This window comes from Tardiphaga sp. GW822-FHT04G09 (assembly GCF_058800725.1).
In genome coordinates, this window is sequence record NZ_JBXAMO010000011.1 from 56687 (window position 1) to 80440 (window position 23754).

Here is a 23754-nt window from a genome sequence, read left to right on the forward strand (position 1 = left end):
CTATCAATACCAAAGCTGCCGAGAGCGACTAGGGTACAGTTTTTCGTTTTTCGATCGGGCGCGGAGCAAAAACTTCATGATAGCGAAGAAAAAGGAAATGGACCCCAAATATGCCCGTCTGGCGGGCGAAGACGCGGCTTTGGCGGTCTCCCATGCGGATGGCGGATTCGTTGCCCGGCTCAACCAAATCGTAGAGGCGGCCGGTGGGGCCTCGGGCCTCGCTCGCAAGGCGGGGATCTCGCCGTCCGGCCTCAGCCGCTATCTTGCCGGCGGCGAGCCGTCGCGGCGGGTTCTGGTCGCGCTCGCCGATGCGGCCGGCGTTCGGATCGACTGGCTTGCGCGGGGAGTCGGAGCGATGCGGGATGGCGACACGCCCCCGCTCCCCGGCAGCACCCTGCGGCTGCTGCCACTCATGCCCGGACATGATCGGCACCCGAAGACCGGCAAACCTCAAAGCGACTTCACCGCCCAGGCTTTCTGCTACAAGTGGCTGAATGACAATGGCCTTGATATCACCTCGCTCAAGGTTATGACGGTGCGGGGAGACGGCATGGCACCGACGCTGTGCAACGGCGACACCGTGCTGATTGACACTCAAGACCGCGACATCGAAGACGGCCGCATCTATCTGCTCAATGAGTCCGGGAACATGCTCCTGCGGCGGCTGCATGTGGAGGCGGGCAACCGCATTCGCGCGCTGGCCGACAATCCCCAACACCACGCTTTTGTGCAAGACGCGACGGAGATCGAAATCGTTGGCCGCGTCGTCTGGCGCGGCTCGGTGCTATAGATCGGTTAGTCTGGCCGTGAGCTGGACATCAGGTCCTGTCCGCAGCTGGCCGAAAATTTCTTCCGAAAGAGACCTTCCGACCCTGAGATGCAGATGCCGTTTCTGATCTGCATACGGGCCGCGGCGCCATCGCCGGTCTTCTACTCACGGCCTCACAACGTCCGCGACGTGCTGGCTACGCATATTCTGAGCAGACTGGGTCTTACGAACAGGCGAGCTACGCTATTCAGGACACGCCAGATATGGCCGCACAGCCCTACGGTCGCTTCTTGCCGCAGGACAAGGCCGCCCTCGCAGCGCGGATTTTGAATCAGGTGTGGGAGGCGGCGTAGACTTCCACCGGCCACGATCCAGGCACGGCAATCACCGCTCTATCGCCAAACGCAAGGCACGGGCTGAGATACGGGCCCCTAGGGGGCTCACGTCAGATGACATTGAGAGATAACGTTTTTCTGGCGGGATTGGCGGAGAGGGGGGGATTCGAACCCCCGATGGGCTTGCACCCATGCCGCATTTCGAGTGCGGTACAATCAACCACTCTGCCACCTCTCCAAGGCGCCAAGAACCCGCAGTCGCCCGCAGGTGGTTGGCGGTGTTCTAGGCGAGGATGACTCGGCAGACAAGCCGGGCGAACAGGAATTTCCGTGATCTTTGCCGATGCCCGGCCAGGTCGCCTTTGGCAGGGGTCTCGCGCGAACCGCGTAGCGGGAGCAATAGTAAAATGTCACGCGCAGGGCGGATACCGTTTCGGCACCGTGCATAAGCCACCGATTTCATTACCGTTTCGGTGAAGCTTCCAGCTTCGGCGCGCTCCGTCGACCCGCGCCTCCTCGTTCGTTGCCCTGGAGCCGTGATCGCCCAGGTGGCTGATTCATCCGCTCGGCACGCCACAATATAGCGGCTTCGGCACCTCCTGCCGCTGTCGCAGGACGACCTGCGCATGGAGAGCGAGAAACTGAAGGACTGGAAGTTCTGATGCCGGGCCGCTGCGGCGGTCCGGCAAGCGCGAAGCTCAATCCTTGTCCTTCTTCGCTTTCTTGTCGTCCTTCTCTTTCTTGCGGTTGGTGAAGCGGGCGTTGCCCAGCCCCGTTCCGATCGTCAGCACCCCCCAGCGTTCGAAGTTCTGCATGAAGGGCACTTCGCTCAAACCTTGTACAACACCGTCATTATGCATCAGCGCCGCAGTGTCGTGATCGCCGATCTGTGGGATGCCTTCGACAAGCAAGGCCGGCAGATTGAACTTGCTGCTTTCCCAATTACCAGGAAGGTTCTGCGCACCCTTCTCGATGGTGCCGTCTTCGTTGATCACGCCGGGGCATGAGATGCCGATGAACGGCGCCAGCTTGAGGCCTTCCTTGTCGGCGGCACTGATCAAATCCTTCAACATCTTCACCAGTCGCTTCACTGCACCTTCACGCGTCGGCTCGTCATCGGCATGCTTCCAGAGATCGGATTTCCATACCGAAGCCTTGGAGAGATCCTTCGATTTCTTCCAGCCGGTTTCCACCACGCCGCAACGGATGTTGGAGCCCCCGATGTCGACTGCGAGAATGCTGTCGTAACCTTCAAAGATCCATGACGGAGCCAGATGCAGGCAACCGATCAGACCGGCTTCATCGGGATGAAAGCGGATCGGCACCAAGTCGACCTTGAAACCTTCGGCCTTCAGGAGAGCGTCGGTACGCGCAATCGCAAGTTCACCGACGCGGCTCTGGCGGAAGCCACCGCCAACCACGATGCATTCGGTATCGGCCCAGACCTTGGTCTTGAAGAAACGGCGAACAACGTAAGCCAATTCTTGGGCGAACTCCTCGATCGCGCCATGCAGCAACGCCGCCGCCGGCACATCGTCGCCGAGCAAAATCCCATCAAGGCTGGATTTTCTGATCTCGTTGGCAGCCTTTTCGCCGAGCGGATCCTCGCCGTTTTTCTTCAACGGCTTGCGCAGGCCGTCCAGAATTTTTCGAAATGCGCCCTTGCTGGCGCGATCACCGAGAAAGCCGTCATTGTCCTTCAACTCGATGTTGAACGTGTCCACGTCAACGGAGGGCAGCCGCTTGGCACCATGATTGCCGATGCCGACGGTCGTCATTGTTTCTTCAGCCATATCGCCCCTGCCAGACCAGAACCGCATTGATAATGCCCGGGGAGCCGGTTTGTTTCATTGCCCCGCCAGGGCGCCCCTGCCGCGCCCCTTGCATCGGTCCTGCGGGCCGGCTTCAGCGATGTCGGTGTTTCGACGATGCCGGTAGAACATTCTTAACTAACGAACATGGCGAGCAGCTCGCACCACCACCTTTCCGCGATCGACCTAACGGTAAATTTATTAACACAGGTAATTATCTCCGCGTTCATACGGGCGCATTTTCATGCTGAAGTCATTCCTCAGGCTCACCAATCGTCTTCGCCGCGACCGGCGCGGCAATGTCGCGGTCATATTCGCGATCACATGCATCCCTCTTATTTCCATGGTTGGCGCCGCGGTCGACTATACGCGCGCACTACAGATCAGATCCCAACTGCAAGCCGCCCTCGATACGGCCAGCGTCGGCTCCATCGTACAGAAGTCTGCTGCATTCATTACCGCAGGTTCGATGACAGCGGACGGCCCCGTCCCCGGGGGCGACGTCGATGCAATCAATATTTTCAAGGGCAACACATCTGGCAGGACCGGTTTCACGCTGACCAGCACGACGGCGACCGTCAATCGCGCCAATGGCGTCGTGACGGCCACGATGCAATTCTCGGCGGATGTGCCGACCAGCCTCACATCCGTCATGGGCTTTTCCAAGATGACGGTCACCGGCAGTTCTGTCGCAACGGCGACGATGCCGAATTATATCGATTTCTACCTGCTGCTCGACAATTCGCCGTCCATGGGCGTCGGTGCAACACCGGCAGACGTGGCTTTGATGGTCAAGAACACGTCCGACAGCTGCGCCTTTGCCTGCCACGACCTCAACAACACCAACAACTACTACAATCTCGCCAAGAAACTTGGCGTGATCACGCGCATCGACGTGCTGCGTACGGCCACCCAGAAGTTGATGGATACCGCAGCCAATACGCAGACCTATTCCAACCAGTTCCGCATGGCGATCTACGACTTTGGCGCTGCGGCCTCGACGTCCGGTTTGAGAGCCCTGTTCGCGTTGTCATCCAGCCTCTCGAGTGCGAAGACGGCGGCCGGGAACATCGATTTGATGACGGTGAACGGCCAGAACGACAACAACGATCAGGACACCGGCTACAGCGCCATATTCCCGGCGATCAACACAGCCATCAGCGCCCCCGGAGCCGGTACAGCCGGTGCGCCGCTCAAATATCTCTTCTTCGTATCCGATGGCGTGGCCGACGAATACAATCCAGGCAACTGCCTGAAGCCGACCACAGGTGGACGATGCCAGTCGCCGATCAATCCGGCGCTTTGCACCACGTTGAAGAATCGCGGCATCAAGATTGCCGTGCTCTACACGACCTACCTCGATCTTCCGACCAATCCCTGGTACAATAGCTGGATCGCGCCATTCAACGCTGGTCCTTACGGACCTTCGCCCAACAGCCAGATCGCCATCAACATGCAGAGCTGTGCTTCGCCGGGCTTCTACTTTGAGATCAGCCCGACCCTGGGCATCTCGGACGCGATGACAGCGTTGTTTCAGCGCGCCGTCGCCGATGCGCGCGTGAGCCGCTAGCCAGCGTAACCACCGGGCTAGCCGGCCAGCTCCGCGACATCGGTTGCGCGATCCATCTTCAAGGTCAGACGCGACACTGCCGTTTGGCGAATCCTCATTCGTTCGCGCTCTCCTTCAGGCTCTCCAGCAGCAATTGCGCCGGTTTGCTCAGGCCCTTGTCGCGCACGGCGACGACGAATTGCCGCTTCGCCCAGTCATTGCTGAGCGGGATGACCTTCAGCCCCAGCGTCTGCTGGATCGTGGACGCTTCTTCCTGAGGAATGATCGCGACGGCCAGTTGTGCGGCGACAATGCGATAGGCGGCATCCACCGTAGAGACCTGGATGCGATAGCGCATCTGCTTGCCGGCCGCCGCCGCGACACTGCGTTGCGTGGTCTGCATGATGCTGCGCGCAACGATGTCGACATGCTCGAAGTCGATCGTATCCTCGAACGACACTGACTTGCGTTTGGCCAGCGGATGATCGGGATGCACCACCACGGCGAGATGATCGCGGTGATAGGGAAATGTCCTGAGGCCGCGCAGGTCGACCGCATTCCAGCACACGCCGATATCGGCACGCCCTTCCTCGACGCCGCGCACGACTTCCCAGATCTCGCGCTCTTCCAGACTGACGCGCACGTCACGATAGCGTTTGGCGAACAGGCTGATGTCTTCCGGCAGCACCTGCGCCACCGCTGACTTCGAGGCGAACACGCGTACATGCCCCTGCACGCCGTCGGCGAAGGCGCCGAGTTCGGCCTGCATCCGGTCGAGCAATTGCAGCGACTCGCGCGCATAGCGACATAGTGCTTCACCAGCCGCGGTCACCGTGACACCACGGCGGCCGCGCTCGAGCAATTGCACGCCGGCCTCCTGCTCCATCAGGCTGATGCGCTTGCTCACCGCGGAGGGCACGATGGCCTCGCGTCTGGCGGCATTGGCGATGTTGCGCTCCTCGCAGACGGCGATGAACAGGCGGAGCGAGATCGGATCGAAGCTTTGCATGGGACGTCCGGGTCGGGGCCTAGCCATCTTAGATGGGAACTTCTCAGATGAAAAATGACCATTTCAGAGATGGCTAAGCGAGGCGTATGCCTCTCCGCAAGCCCGTCTCACCCCAGCCGCAGGAGCGCCTCATGCGCATCGTCGATATCCGGGAGCGTACCGCTCCGATTGCCTCCCCTATCGCTAACGCCTTCATCGACTTCAGCAAAATGACCTTGAGCCTGGTCGCCGTGGTCACCGACGTGATCCGCGACGGCAAACCGGTGATCGGCTACGGCTTCAACTCCAACGGCCGTTACGGCCAGGGTGGCCTGATCCGCGAACGCTTTGCGCCGCGTATTCTGGAAGCCAAGCCTGACAGCCTGATCGACCCGTCCGGCGACAATATCGACCCGCACAAGGTGTGGGCGACGATGTTCACCAATGAAAAGCCGGGCGGCCACGGCGAGCGCTCGGTCGCGATCGGCACCATCGACATGGCGGTGTGGGATGCGGTCGCCAAGATCGCCGGCAAGCCGCTGTTTCGCCTGCTCGCCGAACGCTACGGCACGTCGGCCGATCCGAAGGTCTTCGTCTATGCTGCGGGCGGCTACTACTATCCCGGCAAGGGCCTCGACGGCCTCGCCTCCGAGATGAAGGGCTATCTTGATCGCGGCTACAATGTCGTGAAGATGAAGATCGGCGGCGCGCCCCTCGCCGACGACTGCAAGCGCATCGAACATGTGCTGAAACTGCTTCCCGCAGGGGCCAAACTCGCTGTCGACGCCAATGGCCGCTTCGATCTCGACACGGCCGTGGCCTATGCCAAGGCGCTGCGCGAATATGACCTGTTCTGGTACGAGGAAGCCGGCGATCCGCTCGATTACGAGCTGCAGGCGAAGCTCGCCGAACACTACCCCGGTCCGATGGCGACAGGCGAAAATCTGTTCTCGATGCAGGACGCGCGCAACCTGATCCGCTACGGCGGCATGCGCCCGGACCGCGACTGGCTGCAGTTCGACTGCGCGTTGTCTTATGGCCTTGTCGAATATCTGCGCACGCTGGAGATGCTGAAGAGCTATGGCTGGTCATGGCGCCGCTGCATCCCGCATGGCGGCCACCAGATGTCGCTCAATATCGCGGCCGGCCTCGGCCTCGGCGGCAACGAGTCTTACCCGGACCTGTTCCAGCCCTATGGCGGGTTCCCGGACGGCGTGAAGGTCATCGATGGCCACATCACCATGCCGGAACTCCCCGGCATCGGCTTCGAGGGCAAGTCGGACCTGATCAACGAAATGCGCAGCCTGGCGTCGTGAGGCGGTTAAACCATTGATCGGAAAATAGAACTCGCCATGGCTGGAGCCGACCCGCCCATCCATGTCCTTTGCCACGCGCCGCAAAGATGGATCCCCGGGTCGAGCCCGGGGATGGCAGCGGAGAAAGACGGGGCTTCGCCAAGACCCTGTTTTTGGCCGGTTTTCCGCCCGTTTTCCTTGACTCCCCTCTTTCACCCTCTATAAAGCACGCTTCGGCGCAAGCTTTGTCTCGCGCCGATTGTTTTTGCGTGGGATCGCAACGTCGATCGAAAAGCGCGAAAGCTCAAACCCTTATCGACTGAACAAGAAGCCGGCCCGGATCATCCGAGGCCGGGATCGAACACGAAGGAATATAACGATGTTCGCAGTCATCAAAACCGGCGGCCGGCAATACCGCGTCGTTCCGGATGATGTGCTCGAGATTGGCAAGATCGCCGGCGATGTCGGAACGATCGTGCAGCTTGGTGAAGTTCTCATGCTGGGCGGTGATACGCCTGTGCTCGGCCTGCCCCTCGTGGCTGGTGCGTCGGTTGCAGCCGAAGTGCTCGACCACAAGCGCGGCCCCAAGGTCATCTCTTTCAAGAAGCGCCGCCGCAAGAATTCGAAGCGCAAGCGTGGCTACCGTGACGAACTCACGATGATCCGCATCACCGAGATCCTGGCGGACGGCAAGGCGCCGACCATCGGACCTCGCCCGAAGCGTGAGAAGCCGGTCGTGACCGCTCCGGTTGATGGCGACGAAGCTCCTGCCAAGAAGGCGCCGGCGAAGAAGGCCGCGGCTCCGAAGGCAGCCGCTGTCAAGCCTGCTGCAGCCAAGAAGCCGGCTGCGAAGAAAAAGCCCGCCGCGGAATAAGCCGCTGCGAAAGTTGAGAATCTGTGAGACAATTCCTTCAAGGAATTGATCTAGAACTTATCGAGATCGGAGACGGGCTATGGCTCATAAAAAAGCAGGCGGTTCATCGCGCAACGGCCGCGATTCAGCTGGCAAGCGCCTCGGCGTGAAGGCGTTCGGCGGCGAACGCGTGATTCCCGGTAACATCATTGCGCGTCAGCGCGGCACCACCTGGCACCCCGGCCTTAATGTCGGCATGGGCACAGACCATACCCTGTTCGCCAAGGTCGAAGGCCACGTGGAGTTTCGCGCCAAATCGAACGGCCGCACTTTCGTATCGGTACTCCCGATTACTGAAGCCGCGGCCGAATAGACGGTGGACACATTGGAGTCCGCCGGGTCCTGTTGAACCGGCGGAGCGCCAGAATTGGGCTCCAGGGGAGGCGGGAAACCGGCCTCCCCTTTTCGTTTGGTGCGTCGCTTCGGGGCGCACACAGGAGCCCGAGATGTTGCAGGATATTCCGACCCCGACGTTGCGAGAAACCAGAGGCTGCGTCCTCGAGACCGAACGGCTGGCCTTGCGCAAGCCGACACTCGCGGACGTAAAAGCCATCGCGCTTCTCGCCAATGATCGCCGCATCGCCGAGATGACGCGTCGCCTGCCCTTCCCGTATCGGCAGGATCACGCGATCGATTTCGTCAATTCGTTGAGCGGAACGGCAAGCGAAAGTGTGTTCCTGATCGAACTCGACCGTCGCCCCATCGGCATGGTCGGGATTGACTGGCGCGAAGCCGAATCGCCGGAACTCGGCTACTGGCTCGGCGTCGATCACTGGGGCCAGGGTTTTGCCACCGAAGCTGCTCGCGCCGCGATCGATTACGCCTTCGACGAATTCGACATCGAGCACCTGATCTCGGGGGCGCGCGTTGCCAATCCGTCGTCGCGCAACATCCTGGAGAAGTGCGGCTTCCAGTGGAGTGGCGTTCAACTGCACCGCTTCGAAGCCATCGGCTCATCGACGCCGGTGGATTGCTTCAAGCTGACGCGCGGTGTGTGGAGCTCGCTGAAGAACTGGGGAACGTCGACGCGGAGGTAGTGTCTCTTCCCCCTCCCGCGGAGCGCAGCTTCGCTGCGCTGGGGAGAGGGGAAGAAAGCATCACACTGCCGGTGGCACCTCGTCGGCGATCTTTCCGAGCTGCTGCTCGCGCAGGAAGATATAAAGCCCCGCCGCAATGATGACCGCAGCGCCGATCAGTGTCGCCCATGATGGCAATTCGCCGAACACCAGATAGCCGAAGATCACCGCCCAGATGATCATCGAATACTGATACGGCACCACGGTGCTGGCCGGCGCCAGCTTCAGCGAGCGGTTGACGCAGAGCAGCGCGCAGACCGAGACGATCCCCGCCAGAAAAAACAGGCTGAGATCGCGCAGATCGGGCGTCACCCAGCCGAACGTCGTGAATACCGCGCCGAAGGTGAAAGTGCCAATGAACTGGGTCGTCGCCAGCACCACGTCCGGCGCAGAGCGCAGCGAACGGGTGATCAGCATCAGCGCGGCAAAGGACAGGCTACCGCCAAGCGCAATCAGCGCCGGCCATGTCACTGTCTGCGCCGAGGGCTGCAGCGCGATCAGCACGCCGCAAAAGCCGACAAAGATCGCGCTCCAGCGCCGCCAGCCGACGGATTCGCGAAGAAAGATCGCGGAGCCTGCGGTGACGAAGATCGGACAGGCGAGATAGTAGGTGATGACATCTGCGAGCGGCAGATAGGCCGCCGCCCAGAAGAATGCGGCGACTTCCAGCGTCGACAGCACCACGCGAATGAGCTGCAGGCCCGGCCGGTCGAGCCGCAGGAAATCGGCACGATGCCGCCAGATCGACGGCGCCAGCAGCGCCAGCGCTGCGCAGGCGCGCAGCAGCATCAACTGACCGACCGAATAGGTACCGACGAGGAATTTGCCGATCGCATCGCCACAGGAGAACATACAGATGCCCGCAAGCATCAGGCCGATACCGGCCAGCCGGGCGGCACGATTGTCGGCTGCGGTCGAAATGGTCGCAAACATGCCTATATGAGCCTTTAGGTAAGCTTCTGGGCGCGGGCTTGGTTAACAGCACTATGCGTCTTTAGGACGCCCTCACATACGCAGCAAGGCCGGAAAATAAGGGCTTTTCGCGAAATGTCGGCCATGAAGTGGTTGCCGCGACCACCCCCCTGCGATACGGATACACCATGAAATTCCTCGATGAAGCCAAGGTTTACATTCGCTCCGGCGACGGCGGAAACGGCTGCGTGGCCTTTCGCCGCGAGAAGTATATCGAATTCGGCGGTCCCTCCGGCGGCAATGGCGGCCGTGGCGGCGACGTGATCATCGAAGTCGTCGATGGCCTCAACACGCTGATCGACTATCGCTACCAGCAGCACTTCAAGGCGCCGCGCGGCACCAACGGCATGGGCAAGGACCGCCATGGTGCCAATGGCAAGCCGATCACGCTCAAAGTTCCGGTCGGCACGCAGATCATCGATGAGGATCGCGAGACGCTGATCCACGACTTCACCAAGCTCGGCGAGACCTATGTGCTGGCCGAAGGCGGCAATGGCGGCTTCGGCAATGCACATTTCAAGTCATCGACCAATCGCGCACCGCGCAATGCCAATCCCGGCCAGCCCGGCGAAGAGCGCTGGATCTGGCTGCGGCTGAAACTGATCGCGGACGCCGGCCTCGTCGGCCTGCCCAATGCCGGCAAATCCACATTCCTCTCCAAGGTCAGCGCTGCGCGGCCGAAGATTGCGGACTATCCGTTCACGACGCTGCATCCGCAGCTCGGCGTCGTCGATGTCGATGCGCGCGAATTCGTGCTGGCCGACATTCCCGGTCTGATCGAGGGCGCGCATGAAGGCGCCGGCCTCGGCGATCGCTTCCTCGGCCATGTCGAGCGCTGTCGCGTGCTGCTGCATCTGATCGATGCGACCTGCGAACATGCCGGCAAAGCCTACAAGACCGTCCGCGGCGAACTCGATGCCTATGAAGGCGACCTCGCCAACAAAGTCGAGATCGTCGCGCTCAACAAGATCGATGCGGTCGAGCCGGACGAGTTGAAGAAGCAGAAGGACCGGCTGAAGCGCGCTGCCAAGCAGACGCCGCTGCTGATCTCGGGCGCAACGGGCGAAGGTGTACCGGAAGCTTTGCGTTCGCTGGTCGCGGTGATCGGCGAAGCGCCGGTGTCGGACAAGGCCAAGAGCGCAGCGCAGTCTGCGCCATGGGCGCCGGCGACGAGCTGACCTGCCTCTGACCTCCGTCTACGCATCACACGCACTGCCGAAGCCCACATCATGTCGCGCCCCGAGCTGAAGAACTTCCGCCGTATCGTCGTCAAGGTCGGCTCGTCGCTGCTGATCGATTCCGCGGCCGGTGAAGTCAGGGCCAAGTGGCTTGCGGCGCTTGCCGCCGATATCGCTAAGCTCCATGCCGACGGCCGCGACGTGCTCGTCGTCTCATCCGGCTCGATCGCGCTCGGCCGTAGCCGCCTTAAACTGCCGCGCGGTCCGCTGAAGCTCGAGGAGAGCCAGGCCGCCGCTGCAGTCGGACAGATCGCGCTCGCGCGCATCTGGTCGGAAGTGCTGGGCCATCACGGCATCGGCGCCGGGCAGATTCTCGTGACGTTGCAGGACACCGAAGAGCGCCGCCGTTATCTCAATGCGCGCTCGACCATCGGCAAGCTGCTGGAATGGCGCGCGGTGCCCGTGATCAACGAGAACGACACGGTTGCGACCAACGAGATCCGCTACGGCGACAATGATCGCCTCGCGGCACGCGTTGCCACCATGGCATCCGCCGACCTGCTGGTGCTGCTGTCGGATATCGACGGGCTCTACACCGCGCCACCCGGCGCCAATCCCGATGCGAAACTGATTCCCATTGTCGACAGCGTCACCGCCGAGATCGAAGGCATGGCCGGCGCTGCCGAAAGCGAGCTCTCGCGCGGCGGCATGTACACCAAGATCGAGGCTGCGAAGATCGCCACCACCGCGGGCACGCATATGATCATCGCTTCCGGCAAGGTGGAGCATCCGCTGCAAAGGATTGCCGACGGCGGCCTCTGCACCTGGTTCCTCACGCCTGCCAATCCCGTCACGGCGCGCAAGCGCTGGATCGCCGGATCGCTGGAACCGAAGGGCACGCTGACCATTGATGCAGGCGCGGTCACCGCGCTGCGCGCCGGCAAGAGTCTGTTGCCCGCCGGCGTCATCAAGGTGGAAGGCGACTTCGCGCGCGGCGATGCCGTTATCGTACGCGGACCGGATACACACGAGATCGGACGCGGCCTCGTGGCCTATGACGCGGACAATGCCGAGAAGATCAAGGGCCGTTCATCGCCTGATGTAATGGTCATCCTCGGTATCACCGGCCGCGCGGAAATGATTCATCGCGACGACCTCGTGATTTCGGGATCACGAAGTTAAGCAACGATACTTCGCCTGAATGACGTAACGCGCAATCCGTGAAGTGCCGAACGCTCGCCATCATTGCGCCATTCCCGCGTACTTCGTTGCTCGCTATAGAGTTAGATAGCCAATTTTAGGGAGGCCCCATTTCATGACCCGGCTTTTGATCATTCCGTTTCTGCTGATCGCTTCCTCGGCCTATGCGCAGGGCAACAATACCCCAGCCAATCAATCGGCCTGCTCACGCGACGTGTCGCGCTTCTGCCGCGCCAAGATGAATGATGGCGACATGGTCGTGCTCGCCTGCCTCAAGGAACACCGTTCGAAGCTCAGCAAGGCCTGCGCGAAAGTTCTCGCCGAGAACAATCAATAGCGCCCGTAGCGTTCTCGAGCGAAGCGAGCGGCGGTTCGCGTCAAGAAAACGCGTCACAAAAAAAGATCTAACCGCTGCTGCCGGCCGGCGTCGCGACGGGAAGCACCTCGGTCGCAGCGCGATCGGGCGTCTCGTCTTTCCAGCGCACCGATCCGAACGGCCGCTCCAGCATCCGACGGACGCGGATTGGATCGGGACCGAGATGAAAATCGCTGGCGCGCTGATACAGCGCGCGCTCGGACAGCGTCGCGCGATTGCGCTGCCGCAGGAAATCCAGCCAGGTCGGGCAGTGATAGCGCTCGGTCCATAATTCAGGATCGGCGATATCGCGTGCGATCGACCAGCCATAGGCGCCGTTGCGCTGCCGCGACAGCTGCACGTCCTGCATCACACCATGGAACGCCCGCGCGCTTTCCTGATCCACGCGATATTCGATCTCCACCACCAGCGGGCCGCTGCGCGCTGTGAGCTGCAACTGCACTTCGGGATCGGCCAGCGTCTCGGCATCCTCGTCGCGCGCGCCGGTGGGCGGCATGCGCAGAAATAGGCCGAATACCGGCGAGAGAAACATCGCACCGCCGGACACCAGCAATGCCGCTTCGACGCCGACCATGTCCGTGAGATGCCCCCAGCCCCAACTGCCAATCGCGATGCCGCCGGCAATCGCGGCCTGGAAGGCGGCGAGCGAACGTCCGGCAACCCAGCGCGGCGCCGAGAGCTGTACGCCAATATTGAACAGGGCGACCGCCAGCATCCAGACCGAGCCGGCCACCACCAGCGCCGCCGCGGTGATCACCGGTTCGCTGCTCACGGCAACGACGGCAATCGCCAAGCCCATGATCAGCGCGCAGGCGCGGATTGAGCTTTCGCCGCTCAGATGCTTGCGCACATGGCCGATATTCATCGCGCCGATCACCGCGCCCATGCCGAAGGCGCCGAGCATGATGCCATAGGTCTGCGCACCACCGTGCAGCAGGTCGCGCGCCACCAGCGGCATCAGCGCCGACACCGAGCCGCCGCAAATGCCGGTGATCAGCGTGCGCATCAGCACGATGCGGATCGACGGCGAATTGGCAATGTAACGCACGCCAGACACGATAGCCCGGCTCATCCGCTCGCGCGGCAGCCTGGAAACATCGACTTTGCGACGCCACAGGAACAGCACCACCAGCAACGGGATGTACAGCACCGCATTGGCCGCGAAGGCTGCGACGGCCCCGGCGGTGGCGACCACGATGCCGCCGATCGCCGGGCCGAAACTGCGCGCGATATTGTAGCTGATGCCGTTCAGCGCCACGGCGGATGGCAGTACCTCCGGCGGCACCTGCTCGCCCACCGAGGATTGCCAGGCCGGCCCGAACAGCGCCATGCCGCTGCCGATGATGAAGCAGAAGGCCAGCAGGATGTTCGGCGTGATGTGGCCGGTCCAGTCCAGCATGGTCAGCATGGTGGCGCCGCCCAGCGACAACACCAGCGACACCAGCGACACGATGCGACGGTCATACATGTCGGCCACGGCGCCTGCAGGCATCGAGATCAGCATGATCGGCAGCATCAAGGCGGTCTGCACCAACGCCACCTTGTCGGCCGACGCGGTCATCTGGGTCATCGCCCAGGCGGCGCCCACGCTCTGGATCATCAGGCCCAGATTGGACAGCAGGCTGGCGAGCCAGATCCGCCGGAACACCGCAAACCGCAGCGGGGCGGCAATGCCGTCGGAGGGAAGAACCACTGGTTTCGCTGCTTCGGCCATCATCGTCCCGTCGTCTGCTGCAGTTAGCGACCGCAGGGCCATGCGGGACCTGATTCCCCGCGGGCATATGGAGTTGATGCCTGCGAAACGCGTTGTCTGTCCAGTACCTGCTCCGCTATCACGGAGCCAAGGCGCCGGAAGTGCGCAGATAGGGGAGACCAGCCATGGCACTGTCGCGACGAACCATCCTCACAGGCGCAGCGATGCTGCCACTGGCCGCCCATGCGCTTCGTTTTGGGGCTCTCGCGCAGACCGGCCCCGGCGTGCCCGCTGGTTCCGATACCCCGCCGATCCTGTTCGTGCATGGCAATGGCGACCATGCCGCGCTCTGGATGACGCAGCTCTGGCGCATGGAATCCAACGGCATCCCGCGCAACCGGCTAATGGCGCTCAATTTCACCGATCCGCTGGCGCGTTCCGACGATGCTGTGGCGCAGCAGGGCCGCTCCTCCACCGAAGACCAGCGCCGCGAACTCGGCGAAGCCATCGCGGAACTGAAGAAGCGCACCGGCGCTGCGAAAGTGGCGCTGGTAGCCAATTCGCGCGGTGGCTATGCGGTGCGCAATTATATCAGGAACGGCGGGAGCGCTGATGTCAGCCACGCCGTGCTGTGCGGCACCCCCAATCACGGCGTGTTCGACTGGGCCGACAGTCCCGGCAGCGAATTCAACGGCCGCGGGCCGTTCCTCAGGAGCCTCAATCCCAGTGAGGGCCCTGAGGTGACCGAGGGTACTGCTTTCCTGACGCTGCGCAGCGATGGCATCGACAAATACGCACAGCCCGATGGCCGCCTGCTCGGCAAGCCGGGTGTGACCACCGGCGTCACCGCCGATGGTCCGGCGCTGCGCGGTGCCGCCAATCTCGTGCTCGGCGCGATCGATCATCGCGAGACGGGCTTTCACCCCCGCGCCTTCCGCGAGATCTACAAATTCATCGCCGGCCGCGAACCGGGGAGGATCGATATTGCACGCGAAGCTGACGTGAAAATCAGCGGCCTCGTCACCGGTACTCCCGGCGGCGTGCCGACCAACCGGCCCGTCGCTGATGCGTTGGTCGAGGTGTATCGCGTGGCGCCGGATAGCGGCGAGCGGATCGGGGCGGCGCTCCATTCGGCCCGCACCTCCGCCGATGGTCGCTGGGGCCCGGTTCAGGTCGACCCGACCTGGCCTGTCGAGATCGTGCTGACATCGGCCGGCGCGCCGATCACGCATTCCTATCGCTCGCCATTCCCCCGCTCGTCCGACGTCGTGCATCTGCGCGCCGGCCGTGCACCGGGACCCGCAGACGCCAATGCCGGCGCCGTGGTCTCGATGTCGCGCGTCCGCGGCTATTTCGGACTGCCGCGCGATGTCGTGCTGCTCGACGGCAAGGAGCCGACCGACGTGAAGGCCGGCGTACCCACGGATTCGCTCTCGACAATCAGCCTTCCGGCCACGGAGATCGGCCGTCCGGTGGCGGCGCTGTTCAATCAGGAGCGGATCGTGGCGCGCGCCTGGCCGGCATCGGAAAACCGCATCACGGTCGCGGAATTTACCGAGTAACCGGCGAGCCTCGCCTTCATGGCGCCCGGATTTGCGACTGCTATAGTGTAGCCACACCCAGCCCCGTTTGCAGGTTGCGAGGTCCATCGTGAGCGTTGCCGAAGTCTACGACTTTGCTGCTTCGCGACGGCCCCTGGTGCCGCCGAGTCCGCCGCGCGCGCCCGAAAACATGGGCGCGCTGGGGCGCATGTCCGCGATGCGCCGCAGCGCCATCGAGACCTGGGGCCAGCGTGCCTATGAAGATGACATCGTCAAGGGCCGCTTCTTCGGCCATGCGAGCTTCATCCTCAACGACCCCGACGCGATCCGCCATGTGCTGGTGGACAATTACGAGAACTATACCCGCACGCCCGCTGCGTTCCGCGTGCTGCGGCCGATGCTCGGCGAGGGTCTGCTTCTCGCCGAAGGCCGCGCCTGGAAACACCAGCGCCGCACACTGGCACCGGCCTTCACGCCGCGCGCGGTGAACACGTTAGTGCCGCACATGATCTCGGCCATCGACGACACGCTCGCCGAGTTACAGCGCGCCGAAGGCAAGCCGGTCAATCTGCGCGAGATCATGCAGCGGATGACGCTGGAGATCGCCGGCCGCACCATGTTCTCATTCGGCATGGCCGAGCATGGCGCGAAGCTGCGCGACTTCGTGATGGAATACGGCATGAAGCTGGCACGGCCGCATTTCCTCGATCTGCTGCTGCCGCTGGGCTGGCCGACACCACAGGATATTTCGCGCGCTTTCTTCCGCAGACGCTGGACGACATTCGTCGGCGAGCTGATGACCGCACGTCGTGCCGCCGGCAAGAACGACGACGCGTCGCCGCGCGATCTGTTCGATCTGATGGTGGCCGCACGAGATCCGGAAACCGGCGCATCTTTCACCGATGTGCAGCTCGGCGATCAGGTGGCGACGATGATCCTGGCCGGCCATGAGACCACGGCAACGGCACTGTTCTGGGCGCTCTATCTGCTGACGCTCGATCCCGCGACCCAGGAGCAGGTCGCGGCAGAGGCCCGTGCCGCCGGCGCGAGCGGTACATTCGACATGGACCATCTGAAATTCACCCGCGCGGTGATCGACGAGACCATGCGGCTTTATCCGCCCGCCTTCCTGATCGCGCGCGCCGCGGCGGGCCCTGATAGGGTGGCTGGCCAGTCTGTCGCCCGCAAGGACGTGATCCTGATCGCGCCATGGCTGCTGCATCGGCATGAGAAACTGTGGCGCGAGCCCAATGCCTTCATGCCGTCCCGCTTCATGCCCGGCACGCCGCCGCCGGACCGCTTCGCCTATCTGCCTTTCGGCGTCGGCGCTCGCGTCTGCATCGGCGCGCATTTCGCGCTTGTCGAGGCCACATTGGCGCTGGCGAAAATCATCGGTGCATTCCGCATCGCGTTGCCGGATAAAACGCCCGTCATGCCTATCGGCGTAGTGACGACGCAACCGGATCGCTCGCCACTGTTTCGGATTGAGCGGCGCTGACGTTATTTCGGCACGCCCCCTTCTCACGTCTTTCCGCCCCTACGCGCGCGCGTCGCACGCCAGGCGGAACGACAAGTTGAAGCGCTCCGGCAAAGCCCTGTCTTGGACGCAGCGCCTGTTTGGCCTAAACTGATGCCATGAGTGATGTACAGGCACAATTCGCGACACTGAAACAGGCGACCGACCCCGCCGTAGCCGATGCCATTGCACAACTGATCCGCGACGGCGCCGATCACGAACTCAATCGCATTAACGTGCTGGATTTTGCTGCGCGCTACGGCCTGAACGAAGAGCGCGTCATTTCCGGCTTCCTGCACGCCTCCCGCCTCGGCCTGTTCGACTTGACCTGGAACGTACTGTGCCCGGGCTGCAGCGGCGTCCTCGACGCCCACAGTACGCTGAAATCGCTGCGCCATGACGATTACCATTGCGGACTCTGCGCCTGCGGCTATGAAGCATCGGTTGACGAGCAGGTCGAGGTGGCGTTCACGGTCGCGCCGCGGGTCCGGCACATCGCTGCACACGACCCCAATACGCTGCCGCTCTGGGAATATTTCAAGCAGGTATTCTGGAGCTCCGGCGTCGATCTCAACCAGGAATCCTTCGCGTCACTCACCGACGAGGTGACGCTGGACGCCATGGAATTGCCAGCGCATGAAAAGGCGGTGATGTCGCTGCACCTGCCGTCGGAGTTCGTCATCGTGTTCGAGCCGGTAACCCATGCCGCGCAGTTCATTGATGTGCAGGGCGAGCCGACCAAGGAACGACAGCATCTGTCGCTGATCTACAACCGGCAGCATACACCGACCGGCACCATCACCCTGCGACCCGGACCGCTGCGGTTGTCCCTCGAAAACCAGACCGAGGTGCGCGTGCTACCATCGGTATTCGTCGCGGCGGAGGGCCTCCATCACCTGATCGGCAAGCGCAAGCCGTTCCTCACGGCCAAGCGGATACTCACCAACCAGACCTTTCGCGATGTCTACAAGGCCGATAACCTCAATATCGATCAGCGACTGAAGATTACCTCGCTGACTTTCCTGTTCACCGACCTCAAGGGCTCGACCGCCTTGTACGAGCGCGTCGGCGATCTCGCAGCCTTCGACCTGGTGCGGGCGCATTTCCACGCCCTGCTGGAGATCATTGCGTCGGAAGCCGGTGCCGTCGTGAAGACCATCGGGGATGCCGTCATGGCGACCTTTACACGGCCCGAACAAGCGCTGGCCGCGGGTCTGCGCATGCGCGCGGCGATGGAGCGATTGAACGAGGAGCGCGGCACCAAGGATCTCGTGGTCAAAATCGGCATCCATGAGGGACCCTGCCTTGCTGTGATGCTGAACGAGCGGCAGGATTACTTTGGCCAGACCGTCAATATCGCTGCCAGGGTGCAGGGCCTGTCAACCTCGCAAGCGATCCACGTCACCGGCCCGGTGATATCGACGCAGGCCGTGGAAGCCATCCTGCGAAAGGCTGAAATCACGCCGATCCAGAAGCATGCCGCCTTGCGCGGTATCGCCGACAAGATCGTGGTCTATGAAATCCCGTGATACGTGATCCCTTAAACTGCCGGTCGCCTCAATTGTTACTTAACTGTCATCAGCGCTTCGGGAACCCGCCCGCATTGCGCGCGTTCCATTTTCGCGCCACAAAGCACGGGCGTTTTCGCCGCATGGCGGACCTCTCGATCATCTGGTTCAAAGAATAATGCTGGAAAAATTGCGCCAATTCATTGCCGACGTGGTGTCACCCGATGCGCACGAAAATCAGGCATTTGACGATACCGGTTTCCGCCTCGCCGCCACGGCGCTGATGCTTCACGTCATCTCGCTGGACGGTGAGCCCTCAGCTATCGAGACTGCCAAGTTACACAGCCTGATCGAGTCGCGTTTCGAGCTCGATCCCGGCACGGCAGACAGGCTCATCGCGGCTGCCACGCTTGTCGAAGGCGAGGCCGTCGACCTCTATCACTTCACCAGTGTCATCATGCGCGTGGTCGATGAGCCCGGCCGCGTCCGCCTCGTCGAGATGATGTGGGAGCTGGTCTATGCCGACGGCCGCGTCAGTGAGTTCGAGGAAAATGTGGTCTGGCGCGCAGCCGATCTGCTCGCTGTTTCATCACGCGACCGGATGGAGCTCAAGCGACGTGTGGCGAGCGGCAGGGCGACGACGGATGCCGCGGTCTGAGCAGGATCTCGGCTAGACCGAAAATGACAGCGCCACGACGCACAACCAAAGTTTAATGCGCAGTCCCCGATAATTCATGCGACTGCTACGCGCCCGAGAACCGGTGGCCCTGCGGTACTCCGGTGGTCATTCCGACTTGCACATCACGGGTATCCCTATTACGCCTGTAGATGCATGCAAACCCTCTTCACGTATTTCAAGAGTACCTTATTGTGACTGAGCGCGTGACGTTGATAACCGGAGCCTCGGCCGGAATTGGCGCCGAGTTCGCGCGCATCTTCGCTGCGAACAAGCATCGCGTCGCTCTGGTTGCACGCCGCACCGAGCGTCTGAACGCTCTGGCCGCTGAAATCATAGCTGCGGGCGGTGCTGCGCCCATCATCATTTCCTGCGATCTCGAACAGCGCGACGCCTGCGACCAGATCGCAGCCGCCCTCGCCGCTGCCGATGTCGAAGTTGAGTATGTGGTCAACAATGCCGGCTTCGGCATGTTCGGCCGCGCCATCGAGATGGACCGCGACAGGCAACTCGGCATCGTCGAGGTCAATGTTCGCGCATTGACGGATCTGTCGCTGCGCTTTTCCGACAGCCTCATCCGCAACAAGGGCGGCATTCTCAATCTCAGCTCGATCGCGGGTTTTCTGCCGGGCCCCGGAATGGCCGTGTACTACGCCAGCAAGGCCTATGTGCTGTCCTTCACCGAAGCGCTGCGTCAGGAGCTCGGCTCAAAGGGCGTGCGCGTCACCGCATTGTGCCCCGGGCCTGTGCCCTCGGAATTCCAGGCCCGCGCCGGATTCACCCCGGGTCTCGACTCCGCCATCCTCAATGTCTCGGCCGCCGATGTCGCCCTGCTGGGCTATCAGGGCCTCATGGCCAACAAGCGCACGGTTTTTCCCGGCCTCGGCATCAAGATCGTCCCGTTACTGCTCCGGTTCTTCCCGCGCGGCTTCATCGCCGGCGCCGTGGCAAGGTTGCAGCTGCGCCGGGTGTGACGGGATTTGGCGTGGCCGTGCTGCGCGCAACGTTCAAGATGAAAATCGGGGGCTTCGGCGAGTGCGGGCTGCGCCACGCGTAGCCGCAGGTGAAGCGTGGTGGAGCCAGGCGGGATCGAACCGCCGACCTCGTCATTGCGAACGACGCGCTCTCCCAGCTGAGCTATGGCCCCGATACGTACCGGCCGCGGACGGCCGATCAGTAATCGGCGTCATTTACAATCCCTGTTAACGGCAAGTCAAGAACGTCGCAAAAGCGCGGTTTTGCGGCACTTTTCGCCCGGAACTTCCCTTGTTAGAGGGGGGCTGAACCGATATTTAGCTGACAGTCGAATCCGCGACCTAACCCGCGAGCCATCCCCGCCATGCGCGCCGTTCTCGATATCGTGCTGATCGTTCTCGATCTCTATGTCTGGCTGCTGATCGCCTCGGCGATCCTGTCCTGGCTGATCGCCTTCAACGTCGTCAACACCCGCAACCAGTTTGTCTCCGCGATCGCCGAATTCCTGTTCCGGATCACCGAGCCGGTGCTGGCGCCGATCCGCAAGATGCTGCCGAGCCTCGGCGGTCTCGACATCTCGCCAATCATCCTGATCCTGATCATCATGTTCCTGCAGCGTGTGATCACCTATTACATCTATCCCAGCGTCTTCTGATCGGCCGCCGGCTTCGTGGCGGATCCCTGGCGCTATGCGACTGACGGTGTCAGCATCGCCGTTCGCGTGACGCCGCGCGGCGGCCGCGATGACATCGACGGGATCGAGACCATGGCCAATGGCCGCTCGGTGGTGAAGGTACGGGTACGCGCCATCGCCGAGGGCGGCGAAGCCAACCGTGCCGTGACCGAGCTGCTCGCCAAGCGGCTCGGCGTACCGAAACGCGATGTGCGCGTGCTGTCCGGCACCACATCGCGCGTGAAACAGATCGCGGTCGACGGCGACCCGACGAAACTGGGCGCGATGCTGCGCAGTATCACTGCAGCAACGCCCGACGACACTGACGACAGGACCGACACATGACCGCCAGCATCATCGATGGAAAGATCATCGCCGCCGAATTGCGCGGCCGCGTCGCCGCCGAAGTCACGCGCGTGAAGAGCGAGCATGGCGTGACACCGGGCCTCGCCGTGGTGCTGGTCGGCAGCGATCCCGCCAGCGAGGTCTATGTGCGCAGCAAGCACAAGCAGACCCAGGAAGCCGGCATGGCCTCCTTCGAGTACAAGCTTCCGGCCGACATCGCGCAGGCCGATCTGATCGCGCTGGTGCAGAAGCTGAACGCCGATCCCGCCGTGCACGGCATCCTCGTGCAACTACCGCTGCCAAAGGGCCTCGATACCGACGCCGTCGTCAACGCCATCGATCCCGCCAAGGATGTCGATGGCCTGCACCCGACCAATGCCGGCCGTCTCGCCAGCGGCATGCCCGCACTGTCGCCCTGCACGCCACTCGGCTGCATCATCCTGACCAAGAGCGTGCACACGTCACTGGAAGGTATGAATGCCATCGTGATCGGCCGCTCCAATCTGGTCGGCCGGCCGCTGGTGCAATTGCTGCTCAATGAAAACGCCACCGTGACAATCGCCCATTCGAAGTCACGCGATCTCGCCAAACTCTGCGCGCAGGCGGATCTGGTCTATGCCGCCGTCGGCCGGCCTGAAATGGTCCGCGGCGACTGGATCAAGCCCGGCGCCACCGTGATCGATGTCGGCATCAATCGCCTGCCCGGCGCAGAGGGCAAGACGCGCCTCGTCGGCGACGTTGCCTATCAGGAAGCGCTGAAGACCGCCGGCGCGATCACCCCGGTGCCTGGCGGCGTGGGTCAGATGACCGTCGCCTGCCTGCTGGTAAACACGCTGCGCGCGGCCTGCGCGATCCACAAGCTGGCCGCGCCGACGGTTTAATTCGCCGTGTTCTCGATCAACCGTCGATAGAACCGGATCATGTCGGCGTAGTTCGCCACGCTCAGTCGCTCATTGGTGCCGTGAAAGCGCTTGAGGTCTTCCGACGTCGCCCGCACCGGCGAGAAGCGGAAGATGTTGTCGGTCACATCCGTGTAGTGCCGGGAGTCCGTCGCCGCCACCATCAGGCCCGGCGCCACCAGCGCATCCGGGAAAATCTCGCGGATGGTCTGGTTGAGCGCGCGATAGGACGGACCCGCCGTGCCGGTCACCGGGGGCGGATCGGTATTGCCGGGAAATGGCGCAATCGAAATCCTGTCATTGCTGACGGCACTGCGCACATGTTCGGTGACGCTGGCCTGGGTATCGCCGGGCAACAGCCGGAAATTCACCGTGGCCTCGGCATTGCCCGGCAACACATTGTCCTGTTCGCCGGCCTTGAAGATCGTCAGCGCCGTGGTCGTGCGCACCGTCGCCTCGGTCGGACCGCTCTTCTCGAATTCGCGCAGCAACAGCGGCTTGAACAGCCAGAGATTGGACAGCACCACGCGGTTGAAGCCACTCATTTCCGGCGCGATGGTGTCGAACATCTCGCCGACCGTGCCACGGATCTGCATCGGCAGGCGCTTGTTCTCGAGCTGAGTCAGCGCCGCGCTCATCATGCCGATCGCCGTCTCGCGCGGCGGCATCGACGAGTGACCGGGCGTGCCATGCGCGGTCAACACCAGCGTCGCATAGCCTTTCTCGGCGACGCCAATCAGCGCCATCGGCCTGTCCAGCCCCTTGAGGATGCCCTCGGTGATCAGCAGGCCTTCATCGAGCACGAAGTCGAGCTTGACGCCGCGCGATTTCAGCAACGCCGCGATCGCCCTTGCACCGCGCGTGCCGGAGACTTCCTCGTCGTGACCGAAGGCGAAATAGATGGTGCGCTTCGGCCTGAAGCCGGTCTTTGCCATGGCTTCGGCGGCTTCGAGGATCGAATAGAGATTGCCCTTGTCGTCCCATGAACCACGGCCCCAGATAAAGCCGTCGGCGACGACGCCCTTGAATGGCGGCTGCTGCCAGTCCTTCTCGGTGCCCGGCGCGACGGGCACGACATCCTGATGCGCCAGCAGCCCGATCGGCTTCAAAGCGGGATCGCTGCCTTCCCACGTGTAGAGAAGGCTGTAGTTGCCGACGAGCTCGCGCCTTGCCGCGGCGTGGAAGGCCGGAAAGCTCGCCACCAGATGCGCCTGCATCGCACGCAGCGGCTCGGCCGCCTGATCGGGATTGAGAAAATTGGAGATGGTCGGGAAGCGGATCGCTTCCGCAAGTCGCTCGGCCACCGCCTGTTCGTCAACGGCCGTTTTCGGTACCGCATTCACCTGGAGCTGCCGCGACCCGTGGCTGAACGTGTAGACGAGCACGATGCCCGCGAGCAGCAAAACGGCCGCGATGACAATCAGCGCGGCCGTTCGGAATAGTCTGATCCATCGGCGCATCGGAAG

General features: G+C 62.7%; 22 protein-coding genes, 2 tRNA genes and 1 pseudogene. 18 read left to right on the top strand and 7 right to left on the bottom strand.

From position 1 onward, the window contains the following. The first annotated feature begins 76 nt into the window (after positions 1-76). Positions 77-790 (top strand): LexA family transcriptional regulator, encoded by a 714-nt coding sequence (locus tag AC1RLZ_RS19095; protein ID WP_493189903.1) that lies wholly within the window; start codon positions 77-79, stop codon positions 788-790. 110 nt (positions 791-900) lie between these two features. Further along, positions 901-1122, top strand: a pseudogene (locus AC1RLZ_RS19100) (hypothetical protein); the annotation flags it as partial. A gap of 130 nt (positions 1123-1252) precedes the next feature. Here the strand turns inward: AC1RLZ_RS19100 and AC1RLZ_RS19105 are convergent. Beyond that, positions 1253-1342: transfer RNA gene (locus tag AC1RLZ_RS19105), tRNA-Ser, on the bottom strand. A 460-nt stretch (positions 1343-1802) separates the two neighbouring features. After that, positions 1803-2897 (bottom strand): ROK family protein, encoded by a 1095-nt coding sequence (locus AC1RLZ_RS19110; RefSeq protein WP_493189904.1) that lies wholly within the window; start codon positions 2895-2897, stop codon positions 1803-1805. A 262-nt stretch (positions 2898-3159) separates the two neighbouring features. Between AC1RLZ_RS19110 and AC1RLZ_RS19115 the strand changes: the two genes are divergently transcribed. Beyond that, positions 3160-4485 carry a TadE/TadG family type IV pilus assembly protein gene (locus tag AC1RLZ_RS19115; protein WP_493189905.1) on the top strand — a complete coding sequence of 442 codons (1326 nt, stop codon included), beginning with the start codon at positions 3160-3162 and terminating at the stop codon, positions 4483-4485. 94 nt (positions 4486-4579) lie between these two features. Here AC1RLZ_RS19115 and AC1RLZ_RS19120 read toward each other — a convergent pair whose 3' ends face one another. Beyond that, entirely contained in the window at positions 4580-5473 is an 894-nt protein-coding gene (locus AC1RLZ_RS19120) for a LysR substrate-binding domain-containing protein (protein ID WP_493189906.1), read from the bottom strand. A gap of 131 nt (positions 5474-5604) precedes the next feature. Here AC1RLZ_RS19120 and AC1RLZ_RS19125 point away from each other — a divergent pair, with 131 nt between their 5' ends. The 4 genes from AC1RLZ_RS19125 to AC1RLZ_RS19140 all read left to right on the top strand — a co-directional run bounded on the left by AC1RLZ_RS19125 (position 5605) and on the right by AC1RLZ_RS19140 (position 8697). Continuing rightward, complete coding sequence (locus AC1RLZ_RS19125; protein WP_493189907.1) at positions 5605-6768, top strand: mandelate racemase/muconate lactonizing enzyme family protein; 1164 nt, start codon at positions 5605-5607, stop codon at positions 6766-6768. A gap of 358 nt (positions 6769-7126) precedes the next feature. Continuing rightward, entirely contained in the window at positions 7127-7621 is a 495-nt protein-coding gene (gene rplU / locus AC1RLZ_RS19130) for a 50S ribosomal protein L21 (RefSeq protein ID WP_493189908.1), read from the top strand. Between the two features lie 79 nt (positions 7622-7700). Continuing rightward, entirely contained in the window at positions 7701-7973 is a 273-nt protein-coding gene (rpmA, locus tag AC1RLZ_RS19135) for a 50S ribosomal protein L27 (protein ID WP_068737821.1), read from the top strand. Between the two features lie 133 nt (positions 7974-8106). Further along, positions 8107-8697, top strand: a complete 591-nt coding sequence (locus AC1RLZ_RS19140) for a GNAT family N-acetyltransferase (RefSeq protein ID WP_493189909.1) — start codon at positions 8107-8109, stop codon at positions 8695-8697. A gap of 60 nt (positions 8698-8757) precedes the next feature. Here AC1RLZ_RS19140 and AC1RLZ_RS19145 read toward each other — a convergent pair whose 3' ends face one another. Next, entirely contained in the window at positions 8758-9675 is a 918-nt protein-coding gene (locus AC1RLZ_RS19145; protein ID WP_493189979.1) for a DMT family transporter, read from the bottom strand. A 161-nt stretch (positions 9676-9836) separates the two neighbouring features. On the opposite strand from AC1RLZ_RS19145, the gene obgE reads away from it, so the two are divergent. From obgE to AC1RLZ_RS19160, 3 genes are all read left to right on the top strand, one after another. After that, positions 9837-10886, top strand: coding sequence for a GTPase ObgE (gene obgE / locus AC1RLZ_RS19150; RefSeq protein WP_493189910.1), 1050 nt, complete (start codon positions 9837-9839; stop codon positions 10884-10886). Positions 10887-10937: 51 nt separating this feature from the next. Continuing rightward, on the top strand, positions 10938-12068 hold the full coding sequence (gene proB / locus AC1RLZ_RS19155; RefSeq protein WP_493189911.1) for a glutamate 5-kinase: 1131 nt from the start codon (positions 10938-10940) through the stop codon (positions 12066-12068). Positions 12069-12201: 133 nt separating this feature from the next. Next, positions 12202-12423, top strand: coding sequence for a cysteine rich repeat-containing protein (locus AC1RLZ_RS19160; RefSeq protein ID WP_371419797.1), 222 nt, complete (start codon positions 12202-12204; stop codon positions 12421-12423). A 67-nt stretch (positions 12424-12490) separates the two neighbouring features. On the opposite strand, the gene AC1RLZ_RS19165 is transcribed toward AC1RLZ_RS19160, so the two are convergent. Then, entirely contained in the window at positions 12491-14176 is a 1686-nt protein-coding gene (locus AC1RLZ_RS19165) for an MFS transporter (protein WP_493189912.1), read from the bottom strand. Between the two features lie 164 nt (positions 14177-14340). Between AC1RLZ_RS19165 and AC1RLZ_RS19170 the strand changes: the two genes are divergently transcribed. From AC1RLZ_RS19170 to AC1RLZ_RS19190, 5 genes are all read left to right on the top strand, one after another. Next, positions 14341-15717 carry a hydrolase gene (locus AC1RLZ_RS19170; protein ID WP_493189913.1) on the top strand — a complete coding sequence of 459 codons (1377 nt, stop codon included), beginning with the start codon at positions 14341-14343 and terminating at the stop codon, positions 15715-15717. A gap of 88 nt (positions 15718-15805) precedes the next feature. Then, complete coding sequence (locus AC1RLZ_RS19175) at positions 15806-17194, top strand: cytochrome P450 (RefSeq protein ID WP_493189914.1); 1389 nt, start codon at positions 15806-15808, stop codon at positions 17192-17194. Positions 17195-17331: 137 nt separating this feature from the next. Further along, complete coding sequence (locus AC1RLZ_RS19180) at positions 17332-18741, top strand: adenylate/guanylate cyclase domain-containing protein (protein WP_371419794.1); 1410 nt, start codon at positions 17332-17334, stop codon at positions 18739-18741. 157 nt (positions 18742-18898) lie between these two features. Further along, positions 18899-19378 carry a tellurite resistance TerB family protein gene (locus tag AC1RLZ_RS19185; RefSeq protein WP_493189915.1) on the top strand — a complete coding sequence of 160 codons (480 nt, stop codon included), beginning with the start codon at positions 18899-18901 and terminating at the stop codon, positions 19376-19378. Between the two features lie 212 nt (positions 19379-19590). Next, positions 19591-20370, top strand: a complete 780-nt coding sequence (locus tag AC1RLZ_RS19190; RefSeq protein WP_371419792.1) for an SDR family NAD(P)-dependent oxidoreductase — start codon at positions 19591-19593, stop codon at positions 20368-20370. Between the two features lie 97 nt (positions 20371-20467). On the opposite strand, the gene AC1RLZ_RS19195 is transcribed toward AC1RLZ_RS19190, so the two are convergent. Then, positions 20468-20543: transfer RNA gene (locus AC1RLZ_RS19195), tRNA-Ala, on the bottom strand. 192 nt (positions 20544-20735) lie between these two features. Between AC1RLZ_RS19195 and AC1RLZ_RS19200 the strand changes: the two genes are divergently transcribed. From AC1RLZ_RS19200 to folD, 3 genes are read left to right on the top strand one after another with little or no spacing between them, the layout of a single operon-like run. After that, a complete protein-coding gene (locus AC1RLZ_RS19200; protein WP_149529426.1) occupies positions 20736-21026 on the top strand; it encodes a YggT family protein in 291 nt (96 codons plus the stop codon). Positions 21027-21041: 15 nt separating this feature from the next. Next, on the top strand, positions 21042-21389 hold the full coding sequence (locus tag AC1RLZ_RS19205; protein ID WP_493189916.1) for a DUF167 domain-containing protein: 348 nt from the start codon (positions 21042-21044) through the stop codon (positions 21387-21389). Continuing rightward, positions 21386-22270 (top strand): bifunctional methylenetetrahydrofolate dehydrogenase/methenyltetrahydrofolate cyclohydrolase FolD, encoded by an 885-nt coding sequence (folD, locus tag AC1RLZ_RS19210; protein WP_493189917.1) that lies wholly within the window; start codon positions 21386-21388, stop codon positions 22268-22270. The genes AC1RLZ_RS19205 and folD overlap by 4 nt, the downstream gene beginning before the upstream one ends. Here folD and AC1RLZ_RS19215 read toward each other — a convergent pair. Further along, entirely contained in the window at positions 22267-23748 is a 1482-nt protein-coding gene (locus AC1RLZ_RS19215) for a M20 family peptidase (protein WP_493189918.1), read from the bottom strand. The two genes, folD and AC1RLZ_RS19215, sit on opposite strands and share 4 nt — an antisense overlap. Between the last annotated feature and the right edge of the window lie 6 nt (positions 23749-23754).

Excerpts from the sequence above, each read along its gene's own strand:
- proB (WP_493189911.1), top strand. The coding sequence starts at position 10,938 with ATGTCGCGCCCCGAGCTGAAGAACTTCCGCCGTATCGTCGTCAAGGTC.
- AC1RLZ_RS19110 (WP_493189904.1), bottom strand. The coding sequence starts at position 2,897 with ATGGCTGAAGAAACAATGACGACCGTCGGCATCGGCAATCATGGTGCC.
- AC1RLZ_RS19095 (WP_493189903.1), top strand. The coding sequence starts at position 77 with ATGATAGCGAAGAAAAAGGAAATGGACCCCAAATATGCCCGTCTGGCG.
- AC1RLZ_RS19170 (WP_493189913.1), top strand. The coding sequence starts at position 14,341 with ATGGCACTGTCGCGACGAACCATCCTCACAGGCGCAGCGATGCTGCCA.
- AC1RLZ_RS19120 (WP_493189906.1), bottom strand. The coding sequence starts at position 5,473 with ATGCAAAGCTTCGATCCGATCTCGCTCCGCCTGTTCATCGCCGTCTGC.
- AC1RLZ_RS19115 (WP_493189905.1), top strand. The coding sequence starts at position 3,160 with ATGCTGAAGTCATTCCTCAGGCTCACCAATCGTCTTCGCCGCGACCGG.
- AC1RLZ_RS19200 (WP_149529426.1), top strand. The coding sequence starts at position 20,736 with ATGCGCGCCGTTCTCGATATCGTGCTGATCGTTCTCGATCTCTATGTC.
- AC1RLZ_RS19180 (WP_371419794.1), top strand. The coding sequence starts at position 17,332 with ATGAGTGATGTACAGGCACAATTCGCGACACTGAAACAGGCGACCGAC.
- rpmA (WP_068737821.1), top strand. The coding sequence starts at position 7,701 with ATGGCTCATAAAAAAGCAGGCGGTTCATCGCGCAACGGCCGCGATTCA.
- obgE (WP_493189910.1), top strand. The coding sequence starts at position 9,837 with ATGAAATTCCTCGATGAAGCCAAGGTTTACATTCGCTCCGGCGACGGC.
- AC1RLZ_RS19160 (WP_371419797.1), top strand. The coding sequence starts at position 12,202 with ATGACCCGGCTTTTGATCATTCCGTTTCTGCTGATCGCTTCCTCGGCC.
- AC1RLZ_RS19215 (WP_493189918.1), bottom strand. The coding sequence starts at position 23,748 with ATGCGCCGATGGATCAGACTATTCCGAACGGCCGCGCTGATTGTCATC.
- AC1RLZ_RS19185 (WP_493189915.1), top strand. The coding sequence starts at position 18,899 with ATGCTGGAAAAATTGCGCCAATTCATTGCCGACGTGGTGTCACCCGAT.
- folD (WP_493189917.1), top strand. The coding sequence starts at position 21,386 with ATGACCGCCAGCATCATCGATGGAAAGATCATCGCCGCCGAATTGCGC.
- rplU (WP_493189908.1), top strand. The coding sequence starts at position 7,127 with ATGTTCGCAGTCATCAAAACCGGCGGCCGGCAATACCGCGTCGTTCCG.
- AC1RLZ_RS19140 (WP_493189909.1), top strand. The coding sequence starts at position 8,107 with ATGTTGCAGGATATTCCGACCCCGACGTTGCGAGAAACCAGAGGCTGC.
- AC1RLZ_RS19125 (WP_493189907.1), top strand. The coding sequence starts at position 5,605 with ATGCGCATCGTCGATATCCGGGAGCGTACCGCTCCGATTGCCTCCCCT.
- AC1RLZ_RS19165 (WP_493189912.1), bottom strand. The coding sequence starts at position 14,176 with ATGGCCGAAGCAGCGAAACCAGTGGTTCTTCCCTCCGACGGCATTGCC.